The 24,085-nt window shown below is 73.4% G+C and carries 23 protein-coding genes and 2 tRNA genes; 11 read left to right on the forward strand and 14 right to left on the reverse strand.

What is annotated here, in order from left to right:
• Nucleotides 1–373 precede the first annotated feature (373 nt).
• Both ACIA5A_RS13570 and ACIA5A_RS13575 read left to right on the forward strand, forming a co-directional pair.
• Nucleotides 374–1,330: an ATP-binding cassette domain-containing protein gene (locus ACIA5A_RS13570; protein WP_396760776.1), complete on the forward strand. Its 957-nt coding sequence runs from the start codon at nucleotides 374–376 to the stop codon at nucleotides 1,328–1,330.
• On the forward strand, nucleotides 1,327–2,151 hold the full coding sequence (locus ACIA5A_RS13575) for an ABC transporter permease (RefSeq protein WP_396760778.1): 825 nt from the start codon (nucleotides 1,327–1,329) through the stop codon (nucleotides 2,149–2,151). Before ACIA5A_RS13570 ends, ACIA5A_RS13575 begins: the two co-directional genes overlap by 4 nt.
• A gap of 6 nt (nucleotides 2,152–2,157) precedes the next feature.
• On the opposite strand, the gene ACIA5A_RS13580 is transcribed toward ACIA5A_RS13575, so the two are convergent.
• The 3 genes from ACIA5A_RS13580 to ACIA5A_RS13590 all read right to left on the reverse strand — a co-directional run bounded on the left by ACIA5A_RS13580 (nucleotide 2,158) and on the right by ACIA5A_RS13590 (nucleotide 6,642).
• Entirely contained in the window at nucleotides 2,158–5,310 is a 3,153-nt protein-coding gene (locus ACIA5A_RS13580) for a BTAD domain-containing putative transcriptional regulator (protein ID WP_396760781.1), read from the reverse strand.
• Nucleotides 5,311–5,369: 59 nt separating this feature from the next.
• On the reverse strand, nucleotides 5,370–5,966 hold the full coding sequence (locus ACIA5A_RS13585) for a hypothetical protein (protein WP_396760784.1): 597 nt from the start codon (nucleotides 5,964–5,966) through the stop codon (nucleotides 5,370–5,372).
• A 91-nt stretch (nucleotides 5,967–6,057) separates the two neighbouring features.
• Nucleotides 6,058–6,642, reverse strand: coding sequence for a GNAT family N-acetyltransferase (locus ACIA5A_RS13590; RefSeq protein WP_396760787.1), 585 nt, complete (start codon nucleotides 6,640–6,642; stop codon nucleotides 6,058–6,060).
• Between the two features lie 39 nt (nucleotides 6,643–6,681).
• Between ACIA5A_RS13590 and ACIA5A_RS13595 the strand changes: the two genes are divergently transcribed.
• The gene (locus ACIA5A_RS13595; RefSeq protein WP_396760790.1) at nucleotides 6,682–7,149 is read left to right on the forward strand and encodes an SRPBCC family protein; all 468 of its coding nucleotides are present in this window, start codon (nucleotides 6,682–6,684) and stop codon (nucleotides 7,147–7,149) included.
• Nucleotides 7,146–7,580, forward strand: coding sequence for a hypothetical protein (locus tag ACIA5A_RS13600; protein ID WP_396760793.1), 435 nt, complete (start codon nucleotides 7,146–7,148; stop codon nucleotides 7,578–7,580). Before ACIA5A_RS13595 ends, ACIA5A_RS13600 begins: the two co-directional genes overlap by 4 nt.
• A gap of 13 nt (nucleotides 7,581–7,593) precedes the next feature.
• Here the strand turns inward: ACIA5A_RS13600 and ACIA5A_RS13605 are convergent, their stop codons facing one another.
• On the reverse strand, nucleotides 7,594–7,971 hold the full coding sequence (locus ACIA5A_RS13605) for a winged helix-turn-helix transcriptional regulator (protein WP_396760796.1): 378 nt from the start codon (nucleotides 7,969–7,971) through the stop codon (nucleotides 7,594–7,596).
• A gap of 101 nt (nucleotides 7,972–8,072) precedes the next feature.
• Here ACIA5A_RS13605 and ACIA5A_RS13610 point away from each other — a divergent pair, with 101 nt between their 5' ends.
• Both ACIA5A_RS13610 and ACIA5A_RS13615 read left to right on the forward strand, forming a co-directional pair.
• Nucleotides 8,073–8,696: an NAD(P)-dependent oxidoreductase gene (locus ACIA5A_RS13610; RefSeq protein WP_396760799.1), complete on the forward strand. Its 624-nt coding sequence runs from the start codon at nucleotides 8,073–8,075 to the stop codon at nucleotides 8,694–8,696.
• A gap of 78 nt (nucleotides 8,697–8,774) precedes the next feature.
• Entirely contained in the window at nucleotides 8,775–9,311 is a 537-nt protein-coding gene (locus ACIA5A_RS13615; RefSeq protein ID WP_396760802.1) for a DUF4231 domain-containing protein, read from the forward strand.
• Between the two features lie 95 nt (nucleotides 9,312–9,406).
• On the opposite strand, the gene ACIA5A_RS13620 is transcribed toward ACIA5A_RS13615, so the two are convergent.
• Both ACIA5A_RS13620 and ACIA5A_RS13625 read right to left on the reverse strand, forming a co-directional pair.
• Entirely contained in the window at nucleotides 9,407–10,075 is a 669-nt protein-coding gene (locus ACIA5A_RS13620; protein ID WP_396760805.1) for a hypothetical protein, read from the reverse strand.
• An 8-nt stretch (nucleotides 10,076–10,083) separates the two neighbouring features.
• Entirely contained in the window at nucleotides 10,084–10,665 is a 582-nt protein-coding gene (locus tag ACIA5A_RS13625) for a DinB family protein (protein ID WP_396760808.1), read from the reverse strand.
• A gap of 173 nt (nucleotides 10,666–10,838) precedes the next feature.
• Here ACIA5A_RS13625 and ACIA5A_RS13630 point away from each other — a divergent pair, with 173 nt between their 5' ends.
• The gene (locus tag ACIA5A_RS13630) at nucleotides 10,839–11,570 is read left to right on the forward strand and encodes an ALF repeat-containing protein (RefSeq protein ID WP_396760811.1); all 732 of its coding nucleotides are present in this window, start codon (nucleotides 10,839–10,841) and stop codon (nucleotides 11,568–11,570) included.
• Between the two features lie 88 nt (nucleotides 11,571–11,658).
• Here ACIA5A_RS13630 and ACIA5A_RS13635 read toward each other — a convergent pair whose 3' ends face one another.
• Nucleotides 11,659–12,096 carry a hypothetical protein gene (locus ACIA5A_RS13635; RefSeq protein ID WP_396760814.1) on the reverse strand — a complete coding sequence of 146 codons (438 nt, stop codon included), beginning with the start codon at nucleotides 12,094–12,096 and terminating at the stop codon, nucleotides 11,659–11,661.
• Nucleotides 12,097–12,158: 62 nt separating this feature from the next.
• Here ACIA5A_RS13635 and ACIA5A_RS13640 point away from each other — a divergent pair, with 62 nt between their 5' ends.
• Nucleotides 12,159–12,665 (forward strand): hypothetical protein, encoded by a 507-nt coding sequence (locus ACIA5A_RS13640; RefSeq protein ID WP_396760817.1) that lies wholly within the window; start codon nucleotides 12,159–12,161, stop codon nucleotides 12,663–12,665.
• Nucleotides 12,666–12,727: 62 nt separating this feature from the next.
• The gene (locus ACIA5A_RS13645) at nucleotides 12,728–13,408 is read left to right on the forward strand and encodes a VOC family protein (protein ID WP_396760819.1); all 681 of its coding nucleotides are present in this window, start codon (nucleotides 12,728–12,730) and stop codon (nucleotides 13,406–13,408) included.
• 31 nt (nucleotides 13,409–13,439) lie between these two features.
• On the opposite strand, the gene ACIA5A_RS13650 is transcribed toward ACIA5A_RS13645, so the two are convergent.
• The 5 genes from ACIA5A_RS13650 to ACIA5A_RS13670 form a co-directional block, all read right to left on the reverse strand.
• Entirely contained in the window at nucleotides 13,440–14,114 is a 675-nt protein-coding gene (locus ACIA5A_RS13650) for a GNAT family N-acetyltransferase (protein WP_396760822.1), read from the reverse strand.
• Between the two features lie 124 nt (nucleotides 14,115–14,238).
• Nucleotides 14,239–14,315: transfer RNA gene (locus ACIA5A_RS13655), tRNA-Ile, on the reverse strand.
• A gap of 120 nt (nucleotides 14,316–14,435) precedes the next feature.
• Complete coding sequence (locus tag ACIA5A_RS13660; RefSeq protein ID WP_396760825.1) at nucleotides 14,436–15,668, reverse strand: FAD-dependent oxidoreductase; 1,233 nt, start codon at nucleotides 15,666–15,668, stop codon at nucleotides 14,436–14,438.
• On the reverse strand, nucleotides 15,661–17,796 hold the full coding sequence (locus ACIA5A_RS13665; RefSeq protein WP_396760828.1) for an MMPL family transporter: 2,136 nt from the start codon (nucleotides 17,794–17,796) through the stop codon (nucleotides 15,661–15,663). Before ACIA5A_RS13665 ends, ACIA5A_RS13660 begins: the two co-directional genes overlap by 8 nt.
• A 170-nt stretch (nucleotides 17,797–17,966) precedes the next feature.
• Nucleotides 17,967–18,039, reverse strand: a tRNA-Asn gene (locus ACIA5A_RS13670).
• A gap of 195 nt (nucleotides 18,040–18,234) precedes the next feature.
• Here ACIA5A_RS13670 and ACIA5A_RS13675 point away from each other — a divergent pair.
• Both ACIA5A_RS13675 and ACIA5A_RS13680 read left to right on the forward strand, forming a co-directional pair.
• Nucleotides 18,235–18,615 (forward strand): hypothetical protein, encoded by a 381-nt coding sequence (locus ACIA5A_RS13675; RefSeq protein ID WP_396760831.1) that lies wholly within the window; start codon nucleotides 18,235–18,237, stop codon nucleotides 18,613–18,615.
• Between the two features lie 123 nt (nucleotides 18,616–18,738).
• Nucleotides 18,739–19,923: an ROK family transcriptional regulator gene (locus ACIA5A_RS13680; RefSeq protein ID WP_396760834.1), complete on the forward strand. Its 1,185-nt coding sequence runs from the start codon at nucleotides 18,739–18,741 to the stop codon at nucleotides 19,921–19,923.
• 861 nt (nucleotides 19,924–20,784) lie between these two features.
• On the opposite strand, the gene ACIA5A_RS13685 is transcribed toward ACIA5A_RS13680, so the two are convergent.
• Nucleotides 20,785–21,795 (reverse strand): sugar phosphate isomerase/epimerase family protein, encoded by a 1,011-nt coding sequence (locus ACIA5A_RS13685; protein WP_396760837.1) that lies wholly within the window; start codon nucleotides 21,793–21,795, stop codon nucleotides 20,785–20,787.
• 172 nt (nucleotides 21,796–21,967) lie between these two features.
• Entirely contained in the window at nucleotides 21,968–24,067 is a 2,100-nt protein-coding gene (locus ACIA5A_RS13690; protein WP_396760840.1) for a ThuA domain-containing protein, read from the reverse strand.
• Nucleotides 24,068–24,085: the final 18 nt, after the last annotated feature.

A 24,085-nucleotide genomic window follows, 5' to 3' on the forward strand; every position in this document is an offset into this window, starting at 1 on the left:
GTTTCGACGGAAATCGACGTCCGCGCCGCCGGGCGCCATTCCGGAAATGGGACGGCGACCCCGACCGAGAAATTCGCGGCGCGGACGGTCGGATATGACGAACACGTGACGGTGCTCTATCGGCGCCTTCATATTCGGCGGCGCGTGACGCCGCCACCCGGAACGCCCCGAAGTAACCCCTGCACCAGCAGAAACGCTGCTCCGCGCGGGCGTGTTGCGCGCGTACCGGACCGGCCGTGGCGACGGAATTCGGCAGCCCATTTATGTGTGCAGGTCCATCGGCGGGGCCCCTCGTCGTGCCGCCGACACGTGTGCGTGGCGGTGTCAGCGCCGTGTGCGGCCGCTGCCAGCGGCGCCCGCCATCGTCGGTGCCATGAGTTACGCATTCGAGGCGGAGGGCCTGGTCAAGCGGTTCGGTACGACGACCGCGCTGGCCGGGATCGACCTCGCCGCACGACGGGGGACCGTGCTGGGGGTGCTGGGGCCGAACGGCGCCGGCAAGACCACCGCGGTGCGGATCCTCGCCACCCTGCTGCGCCCGGACTCCGGGCGCGCCACAGTCGGTGGCCACGACGTGGTCCGCGAGGCCGGCCAGGTGCGCCGGCTGATCGGGCTGACCGGGCAGTACGCCTCGGTCGACGAGGACCTGACCGGAACGCAGAACCTGGTGCTGATCGGCCGGCTGCTCGACCTGAGCCGGCGCGACGCGCGGGCGCGGGCGGCGGAACTGCTCGCCTGGTTCGACCTGACCGAGGCGGCCGGCCGCCCGGCCAAGACGTACTCCGGTGGCATGCGCCGCCGGCTCGACCTGGCCGCGAGCCTGGTCGGCCGGCCCGACGTGATCTACCTGGACGAGCCGACGACCGGCCTGGACCCGGCGAAACGCGAGGAGATGTGGGGGGTGGTCCGCTCGCTCGTCGACGACGGCTCGACCGTGCTGCTCACCACGCAGTACCTGGACGAGGCGGACGCGCTCGCCGACGAGATCTCGGTGATCGACCACGGCCGGGTGATCGCCCACGGCACGCCCGGCGAGCTGAAGCGGATCGCCGGCAGCCAGACCATCGTGGTCCGGCCGACCGAGCCGGAGCGGATCGGCGACGTGGCCGACATCCTGCGCACCGGCACCGGCGTCGAACCCGAACTGCCCCGACCGGGGCTGCTCACCGTGCCGGTGGAGAACGACGCGACGTTCACCGCGGTGGTCCGCCGGCTCGACGAGGCAGGCATCGGGGTGGTCGAGCTGGCGTTGCGGCTGCCCAGCCTGGACGAGGTGTTCTTCACGTTGACCGGCCACGGCGCCGAGGAGCCCACGGAGGTGGCGGCATGACCACGACCACCCGCGCGGCGGCGGCGCCGCCCCGGACCCGCGCGCCCCGGGCCGGCGCCCGCCCGTTCGGGCTGGCCCGGCACAGCCTCGCGCTCGCCGGCCGCAGCCTGATCAAGACGCTGCGCACCCCGGAGCAACTGCTGGACGTGACGCTCCAACCGATCATCTTCGTGGTCATCTTCGTCTACCTGCTGGGCGGCGCGATCTCCGGTTCGCAGCACGCGTACCTGGAGTTCCTGCTCCCGGCGATCATGGTGCAGACCGTGCTGTTCGCGTCCATCGCGACAGGCGTCAGCCTCAACACCGACGTGGAGAAGGGCGTCTTCGACAGGTTCCGCAGCCTGCCCATCGCCCGGTCCGCGCCGCTGGTCGGCTCCGTGGTCGGCGACCTGGTCCGGTTCGTGGTCTCCATCGTGGTGCTGCTCGCGTTCGGCTACGCCATCGGCTTCCGGATCGGCACCGACCCGCTCTCCACACTGGCGGCCTGCCTGCTGACCATCGCGTTCGCGTTCGCGGTGAGCTGGATCGGCGTGCTGCTCGGAGTGCTGATGCGCAGCCCGGGCGCGGTGCAGGGCACCGCCTTCCTGCTGCTGTTCCCGCTGACCTTCGGCACCAACATGATGGTGCCTACGGACACGCTGCCCGGCTGGTTGCAGTGGTGGGTCGGGGTGAACCCGGTGGCCGACGTGATGGAGGCGGCCCGAGGGCTGATCATCGGCGGCCCGGTCGCCGGGCCGGTGACCCGGTCGCTGCTCTGGACCGTGGCGATCATCGCGGTCTTCGCGCCGCTCGCCGTCCGGGCCTACCGGCGTCGGGCCTGACCTGCCTCACCGAGCCGGGTCGACGCCCACCGAAGCGAGGGCGTCGGCCCGGCTCAGGCCGTGCCCCCGGGCGTACGCGGCGGCGTAGACCCCGTCGCCCAGCACGGCGCGCAGCCGCTCGGCGAGCCGCTGGGCGTCCGGGTTGGAGCGGTCCGGCCAGCCCCGCAGCGAGTCGGACGTGCCGAGCAGTTCGGCGGCCCGCTCGTACCGGCCCGCCGCCTCGGCGACCGCGGCCCAGCCGACCGTGATGATCGCGACCACCGGCATGTCCCTCGCGGCGAGGCCCCGCGTGGTGGCCTCGGACAGGGTCGTCCGCGCCGCCGCGTCGTCGCCCCGGGCGAGCGCGAGGTGCGCCGTCGCGGCCAGCAGCAGTCCCCGGAACTGCGGCGCCACCAGCGGCGCCTCGTCCTGTCGACGCATCGCCTCGGCGAAGCACTCCTGCGCCTCGTCGAGCGAACCCTCCAGCCGGGCGATGTCGCCGAGCATCATCAGCGCGAACGCGGCGTCCCGGCCGTCCCGGTCGGCGACCCGGTCGGCGACGAACCGGCGCAGCTCCGCCTTCGCCCCGGCCACGTCGCCGGCCCGGGCCCGGATCGCGGCCAGCCAGATGAGCTGGAAGCCCGGCTCGGCGCCCGGATCGAGTTCGCGGACCAGCCGCGCCGACTCCTCCAGGGCCGCCGTCGCCGCCGCGAAGTCGCCGCTCTTGGTCAGCGCGTCCGCGTACTGACTCAGGACCATCGACAGGCCCCACCGCTCGCCGACCGCGCGCATCTCCGCGACCGCGCCGGTCAGGTCCCGCAGCATGCCCTCGGCGTCGCCGTCGTTCTCCCGGATCTGACCGCGCATGGTCAGCAGCATCCCGTCGGTCCACGGGTCGGGGTGCCCGCGCGCCCGGTCCACCGCGGCGATCCCGGCGGACGTGTCGTCGGCGAACATCGACAGGGCCGGTTCGAGCAGCGCCACGATCGGGTGGCCGGTCCCCTTCGCCGCGCGCACCGCGTCGGTCAGCTCCGCGATCCGCTCCCCGCTCGGCTCGCGGGCGACCTGGAACATCTCGGTGACCACCCGGATGGCGAGCACCACGGCCCGCTCCGCCGTCGGCGCCGGACCGGACAGCGCCAGCGCGCGGGCCAGCACGTCGCCGCCGATCCCGCCGTCGTCACCCCAGATGATCAGCGGCAGCGCCAGGCCGGCGCCGATCCGCAGCGCGGTGTCCGCGTCCCCGGCGTCGCAGGCGAAGTGCAGCGCGCCGACGATGTTCTCCCGCTCCGCCGCGAGCAGCCGCAGCCAGGGCAGTTGGCCCGCGGTGCGCAGGTGCGGCTCCGCGGTCGCGACAAGCCCCCGGAAGTACGCCGCGTGCGCGGCCCGCGCCTCGGCGGCCGCCCCGGTGGCGACCAGCCGCTCCAGCCCGTACTCCCGGATGGTCTCCAGCATCCGGAAGCGCCCGTCGCCGACCACCTGGAGCAGCGACTTGTCGACGAGCGCGTCGAGCAGCGCGGCGGCGGCCGGTCCGGCGACGCCGGCCGCCGATTCGGCGGTGACCGAGGCGGGGAACACCGCCAGCCGCTCGGCCAGCTTGCGCTCGTCGTCGGTGAGCAGCCCCCAGCTCCAGTCCACCACCGCCCGCAGCGTCCGGTGCCGGGGCAACGCGGTGCGGCTGCCGCCGGTCAACAGCCGGAACCGGTCGTCCAGAGCGGCCGCGACCTGCCTCGGCGACAGCGTCCGCAGCCGCGCCGCGGCCAGCTCGATGGCCAACGGCAGGCCGTCCAGACGGCGGCAGATCTCCACCACGTCGGCGACGTTGTCGCCGGTCACCGCGAACCCGGCCCGCACGGCCACCGCCCGGTCACGCAACAACTGCACCGACGGGTACGCGGCCGCGTCGGCAGGCGTCGCGTCCGCCGGCGGCAGGCGCAACGGTGGTACGGGCTCCAGCGCCTCGCCGACGATGCCCAGCGGCTCGCGGGACGTGGCCAGCACGCGCAGCCCCGGGCAGCGCCCGAGCAGTTCCTCGGCGAGCCGGGCGGCGGCCTCCACCACGTGCTCGCAGTTGTCCAGCACGACAAGCGTCTCGTCGACGGAGATCGCGTCGACCAGCCGGCCGAGCGTGTCCCGCGCCGTCGGCCGGGTCGGCTCCAGCGCCCGGTCCCGCCGGCCGAGCGTGTCGAGCACCGCCCGCGGCACGTCGGCCGGGTCGGTGATCGGGGCCAGCTCGACAAGCCAGGCCCCACCGGGTACGCCACCGGCGAGCCGCCCCGCCGCGACGCTCGCCAGCCGGGTCTTCCCGGCCCCGCCCGGCCCGATCAACGTGACCAGCCGGTTGTCGGCGAGCAGCCCGGTGAGGCGGCGCAGGTCGTCGTCGCGCCCGACGAACGTGGTCAGCGCGGCGCGCAGGTTCCCGCGCGGCGCGGCGGCCACCGGCGGCGGGGCCACCTCACCCCGCAGCAGCGCCAGGTGCGCCGCGCGCAGCTCGGCCGAGGGGTCCATCCCCAGCTCGTCCGCGAGCCGCGCCCGCACCCGCTCGTACGCGGCCAGCGCCTCGGCGGGCCGCCCGGCGGCGGCGAGCGTCCGCAGGTGCAGCGCGGCCAACCGTTCCCGCAGCGGGTGCGCGGCGGTCAGCTCGTCCAGCTCCGCGACCAGCAGCTCCGGGCGGCCGGTCCGCAGCTCCGCCTCGATCCGGTCCTCCTGCGCGCTCAGCCGCAGCTCCGTCAGGCGCGCCACCGCCGCCGCGGCGTAGGGCGCGTCGCCGACCTCGGCCAGCGCCGGGCCGCGCCACAGCGCCAGCGCGTCCCGCAGCGTGCCGAGCGCCCGCTCCGCGTCCCCGGCGCGCAGCGCCTCCCGGCCGTCGCGGGCCAGCCGCGCGAACCGCTCGGCGTCCACGTCCGCCGGCTCCAGGTCGAGCCGGTAGCCGGCCGGACCGCTGCGGACGCCCAACCCGGGCACCGCCCGGCGCAGCCGGGACACCAGGGTCTGCACGGCGTTCGCGGTGTCGGCGGGCGGCGCGTCCGCCCAGAGCGCCTCGGCCAGCGCCGGGACGCTGACCGGCCGGCCCGGGTCGAGGGCGAGACGGATCAGCAGCGCCCGCAGCCGCGCCCCGGCGACGTCGACGAGCCGCTCGCCGTCACGGACCTCCAGCGGCCCGAGGATCCCCACCCGCACGCTGCCACTCTCTCATCCGCGCACCAGCAGGCGATGCGGCTGGGGCGGTGGCAGGCAGGTCAGTCCGCCGTGCCCGGCCAGACGGTCACCCGGATCTTCCAGCCGCCCTCGATCGGCGCGACGAACTCGACGAACGCGACGTGGACGTCCTCCCGGGTGTGCACGCAGTATCGACTGCCTTTGCGGTAGGTGGAGTCGACAGTCGCGTAGCCGTTGAGCAGGGCGAGGCAGTCCTCTCGGCTCGGAGTGCCGGCGCGACTCCACCTGGCCAGGCCGGCCCAGATGGGAAAGCTCTGGATCGAGCCGCCCCCGTCGTAGATGTCGATTTCGGGGTCCGACCGGGTGGCCACCCTGGGCGGGTCGGCGTCGAGATCGACGCCGTTGTTGTTGAACAACAGTTCGAACGGGCCGGCGGCGGCGTTCTCCGGGGTGGCGGCCGGCGGTAGGGAGGTCCCGCGGTCGACCGACCGAGCCGGGGCAGAGGCGTTCGACGTCGGAGTCGCCGGCGCGGCGGCGGAGCCGCCACCGGTGACCTGGTGGAGGAAAGCCGCGACGCCGACGAGCGCGGTGATCAGGGCGGCGACGGCAGTGAGCATCCCGGCCATCGACTGCCAGAACGACGTTCGCGGCACGGTGCCGCGCTGTGGCTCGCTCACACGACCTCCCCCCGGCGCTTCCGCCTCACGTCACCTCCATGGACCTCGGCATCCACCCGAGCGGCGCTGGTGTCAGGGCGCGGGCCGGGTGTCAGTCGTCGCCGCGGATCCGGGCGTGCACGTGCATGTCGTGCCGTCCGTCCGCGTGCACGGCGGCGCTGCGTCGGGTGCCCTCCGGGCGGAAGCCGGCCTTGGCGGCGACCCGGCAGGAGGCGTGGTTGCGCGTCGAGTGGTCGAGTTCGAGACGGTGGAAGCCCACCGCGCCGAGCGCCCAGTCGCTCACCGCCCGCAGCGAGCGGGAGGCCACGCCCGCGCCGCGTGCGGCCGGAGCCACCCAGTACGCGCACACCGCCACCCCGTCACCGAGGTCCATGGCGCCCACCACCATGCGTCCCAGCGCGTCGCCGCCGCCGTACGTCATCGCCCAGCTCGCCGCCGTCTCCTGCCGCCACGCCCGGCGGTAGAACGCGAACCACTCGCGGACCTGGTCCTCGGAGGCGGGCCGGCGGGTGTGCCAGCGCCGGATCTCCGGATCCCGGTACGCGGCCAGGAACGCCGACGCGTCGGTGTCCCGCCAGGGCCGCAGGACGAGGTCGCGGCCGGCGGCGGTGGGTTGCGGACCGGCGGCGAGCGTGCCGGCGGGGACGGCTGGTCGTGTCGAGAGTGGAAACCTCACCGGCCCATCCTGCACCCGGTCGAGTCCTAGAATCGGGCGATGAGCAGGATCGATCGGGCGAGCCGGACCATCGCCGCGCCGCCGGCGACGGTCTACGACGCGCTCCTGGACCGGGCGGCGCTCGAGGCGTGGTTGCCGCCCGAGGGCATGCGGGGGCGGATCGACCGCTGGGATCCGCGTCCCGGCGGCGGGTTCCGGATGGTGCTCACCTATCTCGACCCCACCGACAACCCCGGCAAGACGTCGGACGAGACGGACGTCGTCGACGTCGGGTTCGCCGAGCTGGCGCGCCCGGCCCGGGTGGTGCAGACCGCGGTGTTCCAGGCCGACAACCCGGCGTACGCGGGCACCATGACGATGACCTGGCGCCTGGCCGCGACCGGCGACGGCACCGAGGTGACCGTCACCGCGACCGGCGTGCCGCCCGGCATCGACCAGGCCGTCCACGAGGAGGGCATCGCGTCCTCGCTGGCGAACCTCGCGTCGTACGTCGAGGGCGGCGAATGACGGCGGTGGCGGCGGGGGTCTTCCGGCGGACGCCGCTCGAACGGTCCGACCAGCGCGTCGCGTGGGACCGTACGGATCAGGCGTTCTTCGCCGCCGGCGCGTGCCACATCCTGGCCTGGGTGTGCCGGGACGCCTACCCGGACCGGCCGATCGGGCTCACCGGGTTGCGCTTCGCCGACGACCCGCAGGTCTGGCACGTGTACGCGACCTGGGCCGGGTGGACGTTCGACCACTCCGGCTGGCACCCGGAGCCGCGCCTGCTCGCGGCGAACCGCGCCTTCGAGAGCCGGCCGGTGGAGGCCGTCGCGCTCGCCGACGACCTGGCAGAGTTCTGCGCGGCACACCACAGCCGGATGCCGCACCAGTACTGGGGGGATCCGCTCCCCCGCGCCCGCGCCTACCTGGCCCGGCACACGCCGCCCTGGGCGTAGCCGGCGGGCGGCGTCACCCGCCTCGGCGGGCGGCGTCGTAGGACTCGCGGGCGTCGAGCAGCTCGTCCCAGTGCCGCTCGGTCCACGCGCAGGCCGCCGCGATCGGTGCGAGCATGCTGCGGCCCAGCGGCGTCAGCTCGTACTCGACGTGCGCAAACCGTCCCGGGTGGACGGTGCGGGCCACCAGACCGTCGCGTTCGAGCGCGCGCAGCGAACCGGTGAGCACCTTGGGGGTGACTCGACGCAGCGGCACCCGCAGCTCGGAGAATCGGCGGGGGCCGCCGTCGAGGCAGCGGATGACGAGCGCCGCCCACTTGTCGCCGAACCGGATCGGGTTGAGCGACGACGGGCACAGCTCGTCGAACATGTTGGTGGGCAACGGCTGCCTCATCCCACCACGATACGGGTATCCCCGAGGTAACCACCGCCGGCGATACCGTCGCCGAACCGGCCGGGCGTAACGGTTCCGGCCCTGCGGAGAGGCGGTCGGTCATGAACATCGTGGTCTTCGGCGCGGGCGGGCGCGCCGGGCGGGCGGTCGTCGGCGAGGCACGGCGACGCGGCCACCGGGTCACCGCAGTGGTACGCGACCCGGCGCGCCACCGCGACCCGCTCGACGCGACGGTGGTGGCCGGCGACGTCACCGACGCGGCGAGCGTCGCGCGGGCCGCCGCCGGGCACGACGCCGCCGTCAGCGCGGCGGTGGACCTGGCCGCGCCTCCGCACGACTTCTTCACCGCCGCGTCGCGCGCCCTGGCCGCCGGGCTGGCGACGGCGGGGGTACGCCGGCTGGTGGTGGTCGGCCTCGCGCCGGTCCTGCCCGGCCCGTCCGGCGCTCCCCTGATGGACGAGCCCGGCTATCCGGACGAGTACCGCCCGTTCTTCCTCGGCCACGCCGCCGGCCTGGCGGAGTTGCGGGCCGGCGACCTCGACTGGGCGTACGTGGCGCCGGCCGGCGACTTCGACCACGCCGGGACGCGGACCGGGCGTTACCGGCTCGCCGAGCACGGCGATCCGGCCAGCCGGATCAGCTACCCGGACTTCGCGATCGCGTTGCTCGACGAGATCGAGGATCCTCGCCACCACCGGGTCACCGCAAGCATCCGGGAGGCGTGACCTCGTGGCGCCAGTCGGTGAGCGGACGTGATCGGATCGCCTTGACGGTCGCCGGGCACACCGGCTCTACTGGGCGCCGTGGTCGACGAATCCCAAATTCCCGCGGCGATGGAGACCGCCGGACACGAGGCGGGTCCTGGGCTCTCGGCGGATGAATACCTCGCCGACCGACTCGCTCAGTACCAGTCCTGGTACGACAAGAAAGCCGTCAGGGCGAAGGCCACCCATCTCCGAACCCGCACGGCTGCCGTAGTCGGTGGTTCTCTCGTCCCCGTCCTCGTCAACCTCGACTTCCCCTACGCCCAGGCGGTGACCACCGTCGTCAGCCTGATCGTGGCCGGCGCGGTCTCGTTGGAGAGCGTGTTCCGCTATCGGGAGCAGTGGAAGAACTACCGGTCGACAGAGCAGACCCTGGGACACGAGAGGATCTACTTCCTCACCCGGACCGGCGTGTACACCGAACTGGACGACGTCACCGCCTTCGCAACCCTGGTGGAGCGGGTGGAGGCGACGATCGCCAACGAGAACGCTGCGACCCTGAGCGTCATGACCCAGGTGGGCTTCGCCGGTGAGGACGGGCAGCCGGCGATCGAGCGGCAGGGTGGCCGGCAGTAGCCGCCCCTCGACGCCGGCGGACCGCAAGGATTCGCGTCTCTCCCCCCAGACTGTCCACGAGCGACGTCACGCTGAGGGGCTCCGAGATCGATCCGTCACCGATCGGCCCGCGGAGTCGCACGGTCGGCCAGGCGGAACCGGACGGCGAAGTCGTCGGCGAGGTCGCGTACGCCGCGCGAGCCGTCGACGGTGACCACCGGCAGGTGCGAGACGGCCGCCTGCCGGCGGATTTCGGCGTCCCACAGCTCGTCGCGCCCCAGCCGCAGGGCGAGCGCCTCGCGGTGGTCGCCGTCTCCCCAGTTCGCTCGGGCCCGGTCGGGGTCGGCGAACCGGCTGCGCAGGGCCCGGTCCCGGAACGTCGGCGTCGGCAGCAGGAACACCGCCTGCGCAGGCCAGTTCAGCAGCGGAGCCACCTCGCCGGGCAGGGTGCGGAAGTCGTCGACCAGGATCGGGCGGTCCGCGGGCAGCGCCAGCAGGTCGTCCACCACGAACCCGAACGTCTCCCCGTGCAGGCTCGGCATCGACTCGAAGATCTCCTGCGCGCTGCGGCCGTTCCACCGCCGCGGCCCCGGGGCGTGCAGCAACGCCCAGAGGTACGGCTGGTCCCGCGCGGTGCACCGGCCGACGTAGTCGCGCTCCGCGCGGTCACCGTCGTAGATCAGCACGTCGTGCCGCTCGGCCAGGGCGCGGGTGAGGGTGCTCTTCCCCGACCCGGTGCCTCCGGCGAGCCACCGCACGTGCGCCAGACGGCGAGCGAGGTCCACCGGACGCCTCATCGGCCGGCGGCCTCCCGCGCGTTGCGTTCCACCATGTCCCGGTGGGCGGCCCACTGCGCCGTGTCCGACGTCGGCACGTTCGTCGACGTCCGCAGCAGGCCGACCGTGCCGTCGATCAACTCACGGACGATGTCGGCGTGGCCGGCGTGGCGCTGCGTCTCGGCGGTGACGTGGACCAGGATCTGGTGCAGTGTCACCTCGCCGCCGTCGCCCCACCACGGCACCCGGCCGACCGCGTCCAGCGGCAGGACCTCGATCGTCGCGTCCGCGTGTGTCCAGGCTCGCCGGTACAGGTCGACGACGGACTCGCGCGACTCGGTCGGCAGCGCCCAGGCGTCCCACGACGCCTCTCCCTCGGGCCAACGGGCGACGGCGTCGGCCGGCCGGCCGAAGGTCTCCCCGAAGTAGCCGAACTCGCCGCGCGCCAGGTGCTTGACCAGCCCCAGCAGGTTCGTCCCGGTGGGCGTCAGCGGGCGGCGGACGTCGTACTCGTCGAGCCCGTCGAGCTTCCACACCACCGCCTCCCGCGCGCCGCGCAGATAGTCGAGCAGGTCCGCCTTGGGGTCGTAATGCGCCATGCCGGCAAGCATGCGGCATCTACCCTCGACGCGGGGGGCGGCTCGGGGCTGGTGGCGGCGGGTGACCGGCGTCTGCCGGCGGAAGTGATCGAACTCGATCCCACGGGGCGGTGCGGATCGTTCACCGCCGGTAGCATCCCCCTGTTTTGTCCGCAGCGGGGAGGACCATCCACATGCGATGGAAGTTGTCGGTCGGCGTCCTGGTGGCGCTGGCCTTTATGATTCCGGCGGCGCCGGCCGTGGCCCAGGCCCAGGTGCCCGGGCAGGACGCGGCATGCCAGACGATCGAGCGCAAGGTCTACCAGGACATCCGCGAACTCGTCACCATCGACCTGGACACCGCCACCGACACCGAGGTCCGCGTGTTGGCCAACCAGATCATGGCCGAGGCGAAGCGCGAGCAGTTGCCCGTGCTGCCCGACGCCGTCCAGAAGGGGCTCGACGGCACCGCTGACGATCTGCGCGCCTTCCTCGAGAAGGACATGCGGAGCGCCTGGTTGGTCGCCCTGCGCATCGAGGTGGCCCGGAGCCTGACCGACGCCGGCAGCAACGTGCAGGACGCGGCGAAGAAGGCGCTCGACGACGGGTCGATCGACGCTCTCCTGGCCTACCTGAACACCGGCCTGTACGAGGCGCGCGCGCTCGACTGCGCGGCTCAGCCGACGCCGACGGCCACGCCGACGGCCCAGCCCACCCCGACGCCCAGCGTCACCACGACCGTGGTGCCGACTCCCGTCTCCTCCGTCACGCCCGGTGCTCCCGGCGGCGAGGGCGGCGAGGGCGGTGGGCTCCCGGTGACCGGCACCGACACCGCGACCGTGGCCGGCATCGGCGGCGTGCTTCTGCTCCTCGGGGCCGTGGGCTTCGTGATCGGCCGCCGGCGCCGTTCCCGTTTCGTGGCGTAACCGGCACGACGCGCCCGGCCCGCTGTCTCGTCGGGTCGGGCGCGACCGGTCCGCCGGCGTCGCGGTTGACGACTGCCGAAGGCCTCGCTCAGTCGGGCTTGGGGGCGAAGGGATTACGGCGGGGCTCCCGTAGCTCCCGGTCCGCCGGGCACAGATAGGTCCAGGCGCCCCCGGTCACCGACCGCAGATCCGGCAGGGCGGCACCCCACGTCGGCGGGCGGTCGCCCACCTCGTCGAGATAACGCTCGTAAACCGCCAGTTCGCCGTACCGCGCATCGTGCCGCCAGAGCGCGTACGGCTGCTCGCGCAGCCAGTCGCAGGCCGCGTCCCCCTCGGCGACCAGATCCGCGGTGGGTGGCAGAACCCGCAGGGGCTGGTCGGTCTGCCGGTCGCCGTACTGCTTGAGGTGGGCCAGGTATCCGTCCTCGTCGCGAGGATGGGCGACATGGACGCCGAGCACGGCGACCGGTAGGGCGAGCACGCCGGCCAGGGCCAGCCCGCACACGATCCGCAGGCGTTTCCGCACCGGGACATGATAGATCGACGCACGGCCCACCGTGCGCGCGTCTCTCGGCCTACTGTTTCGCCGTGCGCACCCCCGACGACGCCGCTGACGGACGCGTACCCGTGCGGTCGCGGCGCCGAATTATCTGGTGGCTGTCGATCGTCGGGGTCGTCGCCTGCTGTTTCGGCGCGCTCCGACTGATCGGTCCCGCGCAGACCCCGGCGCAACGCCACCTGTCCGACATCGACGTGCGCGGCTACGAGCGAGTGGACGACTACCTCGATCCCGGCACCGCGCCGGCTGCGGCTCGCGCCGCCGTCGCGATCTTCGTGGGGCCTCCGGACGACGACGTCCTCGCCCGCGTGTCCGGGCCCGGGCTCGTCCTCAGCACTCCGCCGAACGATCAGGTGTTCCCCGGCCTCGACATGGTCGGCCGCGGGCGATGGCACGGCTGTTTCGTGCACGTCAACCGCTGGCAGGCGGGTGATCCACCCTCGGCGTCCCACAGACTGAGCGCCGAGCAGGCGGCGGCGTTCCGGGCGGGACGGCTGTCGGTGCTGGACATCGCGGTCGGGTGCGGCGAAGGATAGTCGCCCGCGCCGCCCGCTCGGTCGGAGGACGGCCCCGCGTCGCCGCTGTTAGCCTCGCCCGCATGACCGCGCAGATCACCGCCGGGCAGTTCCACGCGGCCGACGGTGTCGAGGACTGGCGATGCCTCTACCACGTGGTCTCCGCCTGTTTCCGGACCGCTTCACTGGCCGAAGGCGTCGCGCTCGTCGACGGAATCGGTCAGCTCGCCGGCGGGACCGAGCAGCGGTACGTCAGCGTCGACCTGCGCCACGACGGCGTCACCGTGTCCCTGTCCCGGCGCGACGTCGAGCTGGCCCGGCGGATCTCGGCAGTCGCCCGGGCGCTGGGCGTCCCCGCCGACCCGACCGCCGTCCAGCTCGTCAACGTCACCCTCGACGTGCTCGTCGGCGCGCAGGTGCTGCCGTTCTGGCGGGCGCTGCTCGGCTACCGCGCGGTCGGCGACGACTACCTGGGCGACCCGGCACGCCGCGGCCCGGGCCTCGGGTTGCAGCAGATGGACGCGGCGCGTCCACACCGCAACCGCATGCACCTCGACGTCGCCGTCCCGCACGACCAGGCCAAGGCCCGCATCGCCGCCGCCCTGGCCGCGGGTGGCCGCCTCGTCTCCGACGCGCACGCGCCGATGTGGTGGGTCCTGGCCGACGCCGAGGGCAACGAGGCATGCGTCGCCACCTGGGTCGGCCGCGACCAGCGCCCCTCCGGCACCGCTGCCGGTCCGGTCACCCCCGTCCCACAGCCTTGAGGAGCGCTGCTGGGGGCTTGGGCAGCGGGCGTCACCGGGATGCGGCCCGCTTGACGCCCATCAGCTCAAGCACCTCGTCGCTGAGTCCGTGGATCGCGATGTCGGCACGGTGACTCGCCCACCGCTCGCGGTCGAGCACCAGGTTGATCTGCTCCTGTCGGGCACCGTCGAAAGCCCGGATGGTGGTGCCGTTCGACTGATAGCCGAGCGACCACGAGACTCCCAGCGACGGCGCGTTGGTGGACCAGGCGGCGGACTCGGCGCGATCCGCTCCCAGCCCGGCGAAGGCGAGATGCAGGATGGCGCCCCGCATCTCCTTGCCGTAACCACGCCGCTGGAACCGCCGCGCGATCCATGACCCCGTCGAGACGGTCCTCGTGATCCCGAAGTCCTGCGCGCCGATCTCCTGCACCCCGACGCACGCACCATCGACCTTCACCGCCATGACCAGGTTCCATCTGCCCGGCCGCCAGTCCGCCAGGGACGCCCAGTAGTACCGCAGGAATGACCACTCGGCCTGGGGAGACGGTCCCGACTCCCATCCCGCTACGGACGAGCGCGCCAGAAAGCGGTTCTGCGGATCGTAGACGCCGGCTGCCGCATGGAGAGCCAGCTCGGCAAGCTCGTCTTCACACGGGACGGCCAGCTCAAGCACGGACGTCGTCACCCGCAGGCGGCGCACGGGCCAGATCTCGGCCAACGTCATCCGGGCATCATGCCCTGTCCCGCCGCCTGCCGCCGCCCCGAAGGTGTGGGCGGATCTTCGAGGGCTGGGTTCGGTGGGATGCACGCCCAGGCCGTCAGCAGCATGACCGACCAGGGAAAACAGCTGGTGGGGCGGGCGGGGTTCGAACCCGCGACCGAGGGATTATGAGTCCCCTGCTCTAACCGGCTGAGCTACCGCCCCGTCACCGCGCCGGATCGTAACCTGCCGATCGATCCCCGGCCACCACCGACCCGGCGGCGACGTCGGCCGCGACAGCACGGTGGGCAACGCGAGGATAACAGCGAGCAGTGGCCCGCCGATTCAGCCCCGCAGCTCGTCCAGCACTGCCCCGGCGGTCCGCCAACCGCTGGCGAGCGCGCCCTGGATGGACGGGCTGTCCCGGTGGTCGCCGGCGACGAAGAGGCCGTCGCCGAGCGCGACAGGCTTGCGCAGCCGGCGCTGCGGCGGTGGGGCGGCGGGTAGCGCGTCCGGCACGGTGACGGTGGTGAGGTGGGTCCAGTCGGCGGTGGAGCGGCCGTAGAGGCGGTCCAGCTCGCGGCGGATCACCGGCTCGGGCGGGGCCTGCGGGCCGACCACGGAGGTGGCCACCAGGTGCTGGCCGGCGGGCGCGTACGTGGGCACGGCCTTGCTGATCACCACCGTGTTGGCGACCAGTTCCCGCCGGTCGCCGTCGAGCAGCAGGATCGGCTCGGCCAGCGGCGCGTCGTCGGTGCGGTGGTAGTAGGTGGTGTAGGCGTGCATGCGTACCCGGTCGACGGCGGGCAGCAGCGTGGCCGCCGCCGGCGGGTCCGCGGCGACCACGACGGCGCGGCAGGTGATCTCGCCGGCCTCGGTGCGGACCCGGCCGGGCGCGACGGCGGTGACCGGGGTGCGCAGCGCGATCAGTTCGGCGGGCAGCGGCGCGGCGACGGCCTGCGGCAGCGCCCCCATCCCCCGCGCGGGCAGGCCGATCCGGCCCCGGGCGAACGAGCGCAGGATGACCGCGAGGACGTGGCTGGAGGTGGCCAGCTCGCGGTCGAGCAGCACGCCGCTCAGGAACGGCCGGAGCAGTTGCTCGATGATGTCGGCGGAGAGCCCGGCCCGGCGTAGCGCCGTCTCGGTGCTGGTCTCCGGCGCGGTGAGCAGCCGCCCCACGGGCAGGGTGGCGCAGCCGGTGGCGAGCGCGGCCAGGCGTAGCCGGTCGCGCAGCGAGCCGACGCCTGCGGTCAGCGCGCCGGGCGCGCCGGTGGGTTCGCGCAGCGGGTTGACCAGGCGTTCCAGCCGGTCGCCGCGGCGCACCAGCACCCCGGAGGTGAACCAGCCCAGGTCGAGGCTGTCGAGGTCGAGCAGCGCGCCGAGCCGGGGGTAGGCGGTGTTGAGCACCTGGAAGCCGCGGTCCAGCAGGAACCCGTCGACCTCGTCGGTGGCGACCCGGCCGCCGAGCCGGTCGCCGGCCTCCAGCAGCCGCCAGGGCACGCCGGCGCGGTGCAGCCGGCGGGCGGCGGCGAGGCCGGCCAGGCCGCCGCCGACGACGACCACGTCGGTGTCAGGCACGCTCCACCCCCGCTCCGGCGCGGTCGCCGTCGCGGTGCGTCCGGGACAGCCGGCTCGGCCACCACACCTTGGGCCCGATGTCGTACGCGAGCGCGGGCACCAGCAGCGAGCGGACCACGATGGTGTCGAGCAGCACCCCGGCGGCGACCGCCACGCCCAACTCCACCAGCACGACAAGCGGCAGCACGGCGAGCGCGGAGAACGTGGCGGCGAGCACGATGCCGGCGCTGGTGATGACGCCGCCGGTGACCGCCAGGCCGGTCAGCACCCCGGCCCGGGTGCCCCGGCGCACCGATTCCTCACGGACCCGGCTCATCAGGAAGATGTTGTAGTCGATGCCGAGCGCGACCAGGAACACGAACGCGAACAGCGGGAACGACTGGTCGACGCCGGGGAAGTCGAAGACGTACTTGAACAGCAGCGCGCAGAGGCCGAGCGTGGCCAGGAACGACAGCACCACGGTGGCGATCAGCAGCACCGGGGCGACCAGGGCGCGCAGCAGCAGCGCCAGGATGACCGCGATGACCAGCAGCACCACCGGGATGATGACGTTGCGGTCGCGGACGGAGGCGTCGGCGGTGTCGACGTTGATGGCGGTGAAGCCGCCGACCACGGCGTCCGCGCCGGGCACCGCGTGCACGGCCTCGCGCAGGTCGCGGATGGCCTGTTCGGCGCCGTTGCTGTCGGGCGGGTCGGCGAGCGTGACGTTGAGCTGGACCCGGCCGTCGACCACCTTGGGCGGCGCGTTCGGGTCCGGTGGCGCGTTCTCGCCCCGTTGGCCGAGCGGCGCGACCGAGGCGACACCCTTGACGCCCTGCGCCACCTGGGCGACCCGCTGCGCGGCGGCCTGCTGGGTGAAGATGGTGGCCGGGCTGCCGGTGCCGGCCGGGAAGTGCCTGTCGATGACCTCCTGGCCGGCCACCGAGTCGGTGCGCTGGGTGAAGAGCTGGGTCTGGCCGAGGGTGGTGGCGCCGAGCTGGGTCACCCCGATCGCGAGGGCGGCCAGGACCACGGCGGTGACGATCCAGACGGTACGCGCGCGGCGCGCCACGAAGCCGGCGACGCGCCCCCAGATGCCGTGTTCGGTGCGCGGGTCGGCGTCGTCGTGCCGGGGTCGGCGGGGCCAGAACGCCCACCGGCCGCCGAGCACCAGCAGGGCGGGCAGGAACGTCAGCATCACCAGCAGCGTGGCGGCGATGCCGACGGCGCTGACCGGGCCGAGCGCCCGGTTGGAGTTGAGGCTGGACAGCAGCAGGCAGAGCAGGCTGACGATGACCGTGGCCCCGGAGGCGACGATGGCCGGGGCGGCGCCCTTCCAGGCGGCCTTCATCGCGTCCCAGGGGCGTTCGTGCCGGTGCAGTTCCTCCCGGTAGCGGGCGATGAGCAGCAGCGCGTAGTCGGTGCCGGCGCCGAAGACGAGCACGGTGAGGATGCCCTGCGCCTGCCCGTTGAGTTTGACCACGTCGTTCTTGGCCAGCAGGTAGACGAAGACGGCGGCCAGTGAGTAGGACATGCCGGCGGCCAGCAGCGGGAAGACCCAGAGCACCGGGCTGCGGTAGACGATCAGCAGGATGACCAGCACCACGACCAGGGTGACCAGCAGCAGCGGCCCGTCGATGGCGGAGAACACCTCGATCAGGTCGCCGAGCAGGCCGGCCGGGCCGGCCACGTCGACGGTGAGCCCGTCGCGGTCCGGGCCGGCGATGCTGCGCAGTTGGTCGACGACGCTGCGGATCTGTTCGCCCTCGGCGCTGTCGATCGGCACGATCACCTGGGCGGCCTGCTTGTCCTGGCTGACGATCGGCGGGGGCAGCGGGCCGATGACGCCGGGCACCTGGGCGAAGCGGGCCGCGTCGGCCTGGATCCGTTGCTGGTCGGCGGGGGTGATGCCGCCGCTGCGCTCGTAGACCACGAGCGCCGGGGTGGACTCCCGGTCGACGAATCCGGCGGACAGGTCCTGGGCGCGGGTGGCCTCGGCGTCGGCCGGGAGGAAGGAGGCGTTGTCGTTGGTGGCGACGTCACCGAGCTTGCCCGCGTACGGGCCGGCGACGCCGCCGACGATCAGCCAGCCGAGCACCACCGCCACCGCGACAAGCGTCGCGGTCCAGCGGCTGCGTCCTGCGGCCATCTCCACCACCCTCGGATCGACGCAACAATCGACGCAGCGGGAGTCTAAGTCGACGCCGACCATCCTGCCGTCCGAAGCGGCGTTCGCGGGCGGAAATCGGGCGGGCGTACGGGCCCGGCGACGAGAAACGCCCGTCGGCGTGGGCCGACGGGCGTCGAGGTGGAGCGAAGCTCCCCCGATTGGACTCGAACCAATAACCTGCCGGTTAACAGCCGGCTGCTCTGCCAATTGAGCTACAGGGGACCGTGCACCGCCCGGCTCGGATCTCCCCGTGCCGTGCGACGGGGAAAAGAATACAGGACATCGGGGGGTGGTGCGCCAGTGGGTTGCCGGCACCCCAGAATCGGGACAAATCGTCATCTCGGCACAGGGAGGTATGAGCCGAGAGCAGGATGGGTAGTTAGGCACCAACAGAGTTCAGGTACGAAAGGAGCCGCCATGCGCGGAAAGATCATGTTTCTTGGCGGGCTGGCAGCGGGGTTCGTCCTGGGCGCCCGTGCCGGCCGGGAGAAGTACGAGGAGCTGGTGGTCCGCGGGCGCAAGGTGCTCGACCACCCGACCGTCCAGGAGGCGGCCGGCGTCGCGCAGGCCCAGGCCACCCGGCTCTACTCCGAGGGCAAGGACAAGCTCGGGCAGAGCAAGCTCGGCGAGAAGATCTCCACGGGTAACGGCAGCAAGTCGGGGCTGACCGACGCCGACAAGCCGTTCGCCGGCACGCCGGCCGCGGTGGGCAGCAAGGCCGGCACCGGGACGAGCGCGACCGGCTCGACCACGACCGGCACCAGCACCAAGCCGAACGGCACGAGCAGCACCCTCTGACATCAGCGGACAGCGGGCCGGCCACCCTCGGGTGACCGGCCCGCTTCCGTGTGTCCGCCCCCACGCGTCACGCCGTCGTGACGGCGGTGTGGCACATTCTCCGGAGGGGAGGTGGACGATCACATGGCGATGGTCGGACCGGAGACCGAGGACCAGGCGCGGCTGCTGCGACTGCTGCGCGACGACGGCCCCCGCTCGCGGGTGGAGCTGGTCGACGTCCTGGGGCTCCCCCGGGCCCGGTTCGCGGCCGAGGCGGACCGGTTGGTCGAGCAGGGCCTGGTGGAGACCGCGGGACCGGCCGCGTCCCGGGGCGGCCGTCGCTCGTCGCTGCTGCGGATCGGCGCGCGGGTGCGCTTCGGCGCGGTAGTGCTCGGCGGCGGCCGGCTGCGGGTCGCGCTGACCGACGGCGAGCTGAACCCGCTCGCCCGCCACGACGAGCCGGTCGACGTGCGACTCGGTCCGGAGCCGGTGGTCGGCCGCGCGGTCGAGCTGCTCGGCAAGCTGCGGGCTGAGGCAGGGCTGGCCCGGCTGACCGGCGTCGGGGTGGCGCTGCCCGCGCCGGTCGCCGTCCGCGACGGCTCGCCGGTGTCCCCGCCCGCGCTGCCCGGCTGGCACCGGTTCCCGGTACGCGACACGCTCGCCGCCGAGCTGGGCTGCCCGGTGCAGGTGGACAACGACGCGAACGCGATGGCCGTCGGCGAGTGGCACGCCGGCACCGGCCGCCCGTTCGACGACTTCCTCTACGTCAAGCTCGGCGACGCGGTGGGCTGCGGGTTGGTGCTCGGCGGTTCGCTCTACCGGGGCGCGGCCAGCGGGGCCGGCGACATCGGGCACCTCCAGCTCACCGAGGACGGGCCGCTCTGCGGCTGCGGCAACACCGGCTGCGTCGAGGCGTACTGCGGGGATGCCGCGCTGGTGCGGGAGGCGGTGACGGCTGCGCGAGCCGGGCGCTCGACGGCGCTGGCGGACCGGCTCGCGGCGGCCGGCACGCTGACCGTGGCGGACGTGGCCGGGGCGGCGACCCAGGGCGACCCGGCGGCGCAGACGCTGGTCCGCGACGCCGCCCGCCGGCTCGGCCAGGTGCTGGTCAACCTGGTCAGCTTCGTCAACCCGGCCATCGTGATCATCGGTGGCGCGGCGCCGGGCATCGGACCGGTCCTGCTCGCCGAGATCCGTGGCGTGGTCTACCGGCGGTCCACGCCGCTGGCCACCGGCAGCATGCCCATCGTCCTGTCCGACCTGGACGACCAGGCCGCCCTGATCGGCGCCGCCCGCCTGACCAGCGACCAGGTCTTCACCACCCGCTGACCCCGGACGCCCTCGCCGATCCGTCGGCCCGTCGGCGCCCCTCGGCCCGTGGGCGCCCCGCTCGACAGGCCCCGCCACGGCGCTGCCCAGCCGCCTACTCCGTGGGTCGGCACGCCTGGTGCCGCCCGGCACCGCATGCCTCTCAGCGCCTACAAACTTGATGACGCAGGTGGATCAATGGCGGCACATCCGGCCGGTTCGCTTCACAAGGCTCGGCCCTGCTGGTGAGTGGAACGCCATGGGTGCCAGGCGCGCCTCCAGACACCCATGCCGCTCCACCCACGGCCCCACCAGACCACCAGTGGAACGCCACGGGTGCCTCCCGCGCCTCCAGACACCCATGCCGTTCCACCCACGGCCCCACCAGACCACGAGTGGAACGACATAGGTGCCTCCCGCGCCTCCAGACACCCATCCCGTTCCACCCACGCTTTCACCGGAAGGCTGGAGGGTGGGCGCCGCGATGACATAGCCGGTCGGGTCAGCGGGCCAGGGCTACGGGGTGATGGGTGAGTCATCCGTGCCATCAAGTTTGTAGGCGCGCGCGAGATTGCCCGGCCGCCCGGCTCGCGAGCCCGCCGGGGCGCGCACCGCCGGGATCCGGAACCACCGGACTGCCGAGCCGCGGGGCCGCGAAGTCGCCAAGTCGCGAAGTCGCCAAGTCGCGAAGTCGCCGAATTCCGAGCACACCGGGTTGCCGGGCCGCGAGCCGCTAGGACCCCGAGCCGCCAGGACCCCGAGCCGCCAGGACCCCGAGCCGCCAGGACCCCGAGCCGCCAGGACCCCGAGCCGTCGGGCTTCGGGCCGCGCCGGCCGCAGGGGCCGGCGCGCCGGAGGGGGCGCGCCGGCCGGGGTGAGCTGTCAGTCGCGGGTGGTGCTGAAGGCGGCGTCGAAGGCGGCGGTGGGGGCGTCGAAGGCGAGGCGGCGGACGAACTGGAGCGCCTCCGGCGCGCCGACCAGGCGGTCCATGCCGGCGTCTTCCCACTCGATCGAGATCGGGCCGTCGTAGCCGATCGCGTTCAACGCCCGGAAGCAGTCCTCCCAGGGCACGTCCCCGTGGCCGGTGGAGACGAAGTCCCAGCCGCGTCGCAGGTCGGCCCAGGGCAGGTGGGAGGAGAGCCGGCCACGCCGGCCGTCGCCGGTGCGGACCTTCGCGTCCTTGCAGTCCACGTGGTAGATCCGGTCGGCGAAGTCGAAGATGAAGTTGACCGGGTCCAGCTCCTGCCAGACGAAGTGCGACGGGTCCCAGTTGAGCCCGAACGCCTCCCGGTGGCCGATCGCCTCCAGGGTCCGCTTCGTGGTCCAGTAGTCGTAGGCGATCTCGCTGGGGTGCACCTCGTGGGCGAAGCGCACGCCCTCGGCGTCGAAGACGTCCAGGATCGGGTTCCACCGGTCGGCGAAGTCCTGGTAGCCGCGCTCGATCATCGCCGGCGGCACCGGCGGGAACATCGCCAGCGTGTGCCAGATGGACGAGCCGGTGAACCCGACGACCGTGCGGACGCCGAGCTTGGCCGCCGCCCGCGCGGTGTCCTTCATCTCCTCGGCGGCGCGGCGGCGCACCCCCTCTGCCTCGCCGTCGCCCCAGATCCTCGCCGGCAGGATGTCCTGGTGCCGCTCGTCGATCGGGTGGTCGCAGACCGCCTGCCCGACCAGGTGGTTGGAGATGGTGAAGACCTGGAGGTTGTGCTTGGCCAGGGTCTCCCGCTTACGGTCGACGTAGGAATCGTCGGCGAGCGCCTTGTCGACCTCGAAGTGGTCGCCCCAGCAGGCGATCTCCAGCCCGTCGTATCCCCACTCGGCGGCGAGCCGGCAGACCTCGTCGAACGGAAGATCGGCCCACTGGCCGGTGAAGAGCGTGATGGGTCGCGCCATTGTCCTTCTCCCCTGTCGTGGTGGGGATTCCGTCGCGGACCGGGGCGAGGGTGACCGGGGGACGGCGACGGCTGGGCACCGGTGGACGCCGGAGCGTCTGCGCCCGACGGGTTGCGCCTCCCGACGGGCCACCGGCCACCTCGCGGTCGCCGTCCCCACTCTATGGCCTACCTCACGGCAGGGTCCAGCGCTGGTTGGCGGCGCCGGTGCAGGTCCACAGGTGCACCGCCGTGCCGTCGGCCGAGTTGTTGCCGGACACGTCCAGGCACTTGCCGGACTGCGGGTTGCGCACCGTGCCGTCGGCCTGCGCCGACCAGTTCTGCGCGCCGGTGCCGTTGCACGTCCAGAGCTGGATCTTCGTGCCGTCCGCGCTCGCGCCGCCGGAGACGTCCAGGCACTTGCCCAGCGCCTTCACCGGCCCGTTCGGCGTGACAGTCCAGGTCTGCGCCGTCGACGAGTTGCAGGTGTAGAGCTGGATCTGGGTGCCGTCGGCGGTCGCCGCGTTGCGCACGTCCAGGCACTTGCCGGCCAGACCCTTCACCGGGCCGGTCCCGCCGGTGCCGCCACCGCCGCGGACCAGCGTGAAGTCGTCCACGTCGAAGAGCCCGGACCCGCTGCCGGTGAACGTCAGGTAGACCGTCTGCGTCCCCGACGGCACCCCGCTCAGCGTGGTGGTGACGTCGGCGTACGTGGTCCAGCTCCCGGTGTTGGGCACCGCCACCTGGCCGAGCAGCGGTCCGGTCGGCGAGCCGGTCCGCACCCCGATGGTGCCGCCCGGCCCGCCGGAGACCACCCGGGCCCGCAACGACGTCGCCCCGGTCAGGTCCAACCCCTGGTACGCGGCCCAGTCGCCCGGGTCGACGTACCCCAGGGTCTGCCCGCCGTTGGCGCCGGCCTTGGTGAACGCGCTGACGCCGCTGGCCGCGCTGAACGCCTCGGCCTGCACGGTGGTGTTGCCGGTCGGCGGCGGGGTGCCGCCCAGTTCCTTGATCCGGATGTTGCGGAACGACACGTCGTCGCCGGTGCCGTGGTTCTGGATGCCGACGTGTCCGGCGAGCGACCGGACCGGGTCGGTGTTGGTGAAGTCGTTGATCCGGACGCCGTTCAGGAAGACCTGGAGCCGTTCGCCCTCGACCAGGATCTCGTAGGTGTTCCACTCCCCCGCCGGGTTCAGCGCCGCGTCCCGGGCCGCCAGGTCGGCGGACTTGAACCCGTAGATCGCGCCGGTGGTCTTGTCCGCCGAGTCGGTGGGGTCGATCTGCACCTCGTAGCCGTTGTTCACCGCCGAGTTCGGGTCGCTCGACGGCGGAAAGCCGACGAACACCCCGGAGTTGTCGTCGCCGGGGAGCCGCCAGTCCAGCTTGAGCGAGTAGTTGGTGAACTGCTTCGCGCTGTACCAGTAGAGGCCCATGCCGCCGACCGAGGTGAGCGTGGCGTCGGAGTTGGTGAAGCTGCCCGGCCCGGCCTGCGACCAGCCTGTGGTGCCGCCGTTGTAGAGCGCGGTGTAGCCGGTCTCGGGCCGGCAGTCGGCCCTGGTGCGCCCGGCGGCGTAGCGGATGCCGCCGAGCAGGTGCGCCCGGAACGCCGGCTCGGCGTACGACGCCTGGGTGTGTCCGCCGCCGGTGTAGAAGGACCGGCCGCCGCCGTAGGACTTGCACCAGGCGTGCGGGTGGTCGCCACCCATCGAGCCACCCGAGTAGGTGGACTCGTCGAGGCTGGCCAGCACGTGCGCGGTGGATCGGGCGTTGGTGCGGTAGTCGTACCACTCGTCGGTGCGGTTCCACAGTTGCGGCAGGTGCGCGGTGGCCGCGTGCGCCCGGTCCTCCACCTTGACGGTGGCCGGCTGGATCGCCGGGTGGGACGCGAACCAGGCGCCGACGAGGTTGCCGTAGAACGGCCAGTCGTACTCGGTGTCGGCGGCGGAGTGCACGCCGACGTATCCGCCGCCGCCGCCGATGTAACTCTCGAACGCGGCCTGCTGCGTGGCGTTGAGCACGTCACCCGTGGTGTTGAGGAAGATCACCGCCTCGAAGCGGGCCAGGTTGGCGGTGGTGAACTGGGTGGCGTCCTCGGTCGCGGTGACCGTGAAGTTGTTCGCCGCGCCCAGGTCACGCACGGTCTGCGTGCCGACCGCGATGGAGTCGTGCCGGAAGCCCGCGGTCTTGGAGAAGACCAGCACGTCGTACGGGGCGTCGGCGGCGCTCGCCGGGGCGCCGGCGAGGGTGGCGGCGACGGCGGTCACCGCCACCACCGCGGTACGGAGGAGTCTCATCGGTGTTCTCCTTGCCAT

The organism is Micromonospora sp. NPDC051300, from assembly GCF_044455315.1.
GTDB lineage: Bacteria > Actinomycetota > Actinomycetes > Mycobacteriales > Micromonosporaceae > Micromonospora > Micromonospora robiginosa.

Bases quoted from the DNA above. Each gene is read 5' to 3' on its own strand.
- ACIA5A_RS13570 (WP_396760776.1), top strand. From the start codon at position 374: ATGAGTTACGCATTCGAGGCGGAGGGCCTGGTCAAGCGGTTCGGTACG.
- ACIA5A_RS13575 (WP_396760778.1), top strand. From the start codon at position 1,327: ATGACCACGACCACCCGCGCGGCGGCGGCGCCGCCCCGGACCCGCGCG.
- ACIA5A_RS13595 (WP_396760790.1), top strand. From the start codon at position 6,682: ATGAGCAGGATCGATCGGGCGAGCCGGACCATCGCCGCGCCGCCGGCG.
- ACIA5A_RS13600 (WP_396760793.1), top strand. From the start codon at position 7,146: ATGACGGCGGTGGCGGCGGGGGTCTTCCGGCGGACGCCGCTCGAACGG.
- ACIA5A_RS13605 (WP_396760796.1), bottom strand. From the start codon at position 7,971: ATGAGGCAGCCGTTGCCCACCAACATGTTCGACGAGCTGTGCCCGTCG.
- ACIA5A_RS13610 (WP_396760799.1), top strand. From the start codon at position 8,073: ATGAACATCGTGGTCTTCGGCGCGGGCGGGCGCGCCGGGCGGGCGGTC.
- ACIA5A_RS13625 (WP_396760808.1), bottom strand. From the start codon at position 10,665: ATGGCGCATTACGACCCCAAGGCGGACCTGCTCGACTATCTGCGCGGC.
- ACIA5A_RS13630 (WP_396760811.1), top strand. From the start codon at position 10,839: ATGCGATGGAAGTTGTCGGTCGGCGTCCTGGTGGCGCTGGCCTTTATG.
- ACIA5A_RS13645 (WP_396760819.1), top strand. From the start codon at position 12,728: ATGACCGCGCAGATCACCGCCGGGCAGTTCCACGCGGCCGACGGTGTC.
- ACIA5A_RS13650 (WP_396760822.1), bottom strand. From the start codon at position 14,114: ATGACGTTGGCCGAGATCTGGCCCGTGCGCCGCCTGCGGGTGACGACG.
- ACIA5A_RS13665 (WP_396760828.1), bottom strand. From the start codon at position 17,796: ATGGCCGCAGGACGCAGCCGCTGGACCGCGACGCTTGTCGCGGTGGCG.
- ACIA5A_RS13675 (WP_396760831.1), top strand. From the start codon at position 18,235: ATGCGCGGAAAGATCATGTTTCTTGGCGGGCTGGCAGCGGGGTTCGTC.
- ACIA5A_RS13680 (WP_396760834.1), top strand. From the start codon at position 18,739: ATGGCGATGGTCGGACCGGAGACCGAGGACCAGGCGCGGCTGCTGCGA.
- ACIA5A_RS13685 (WP_396760837.1), bottom strand. From the start codon at position 21,795: ATGGCGCGACCCATCACGCTCTTCACCGGCCAGTGGGCCGATCTTCCG.
- ACIA5A_RS13690 (WP_396760840.1), bottom strand. From the start codon at position 24,067: ATGAGACTCCTCCGTACCGCGGTGGTGGCGGTGACCGCCGTCGCCGCC.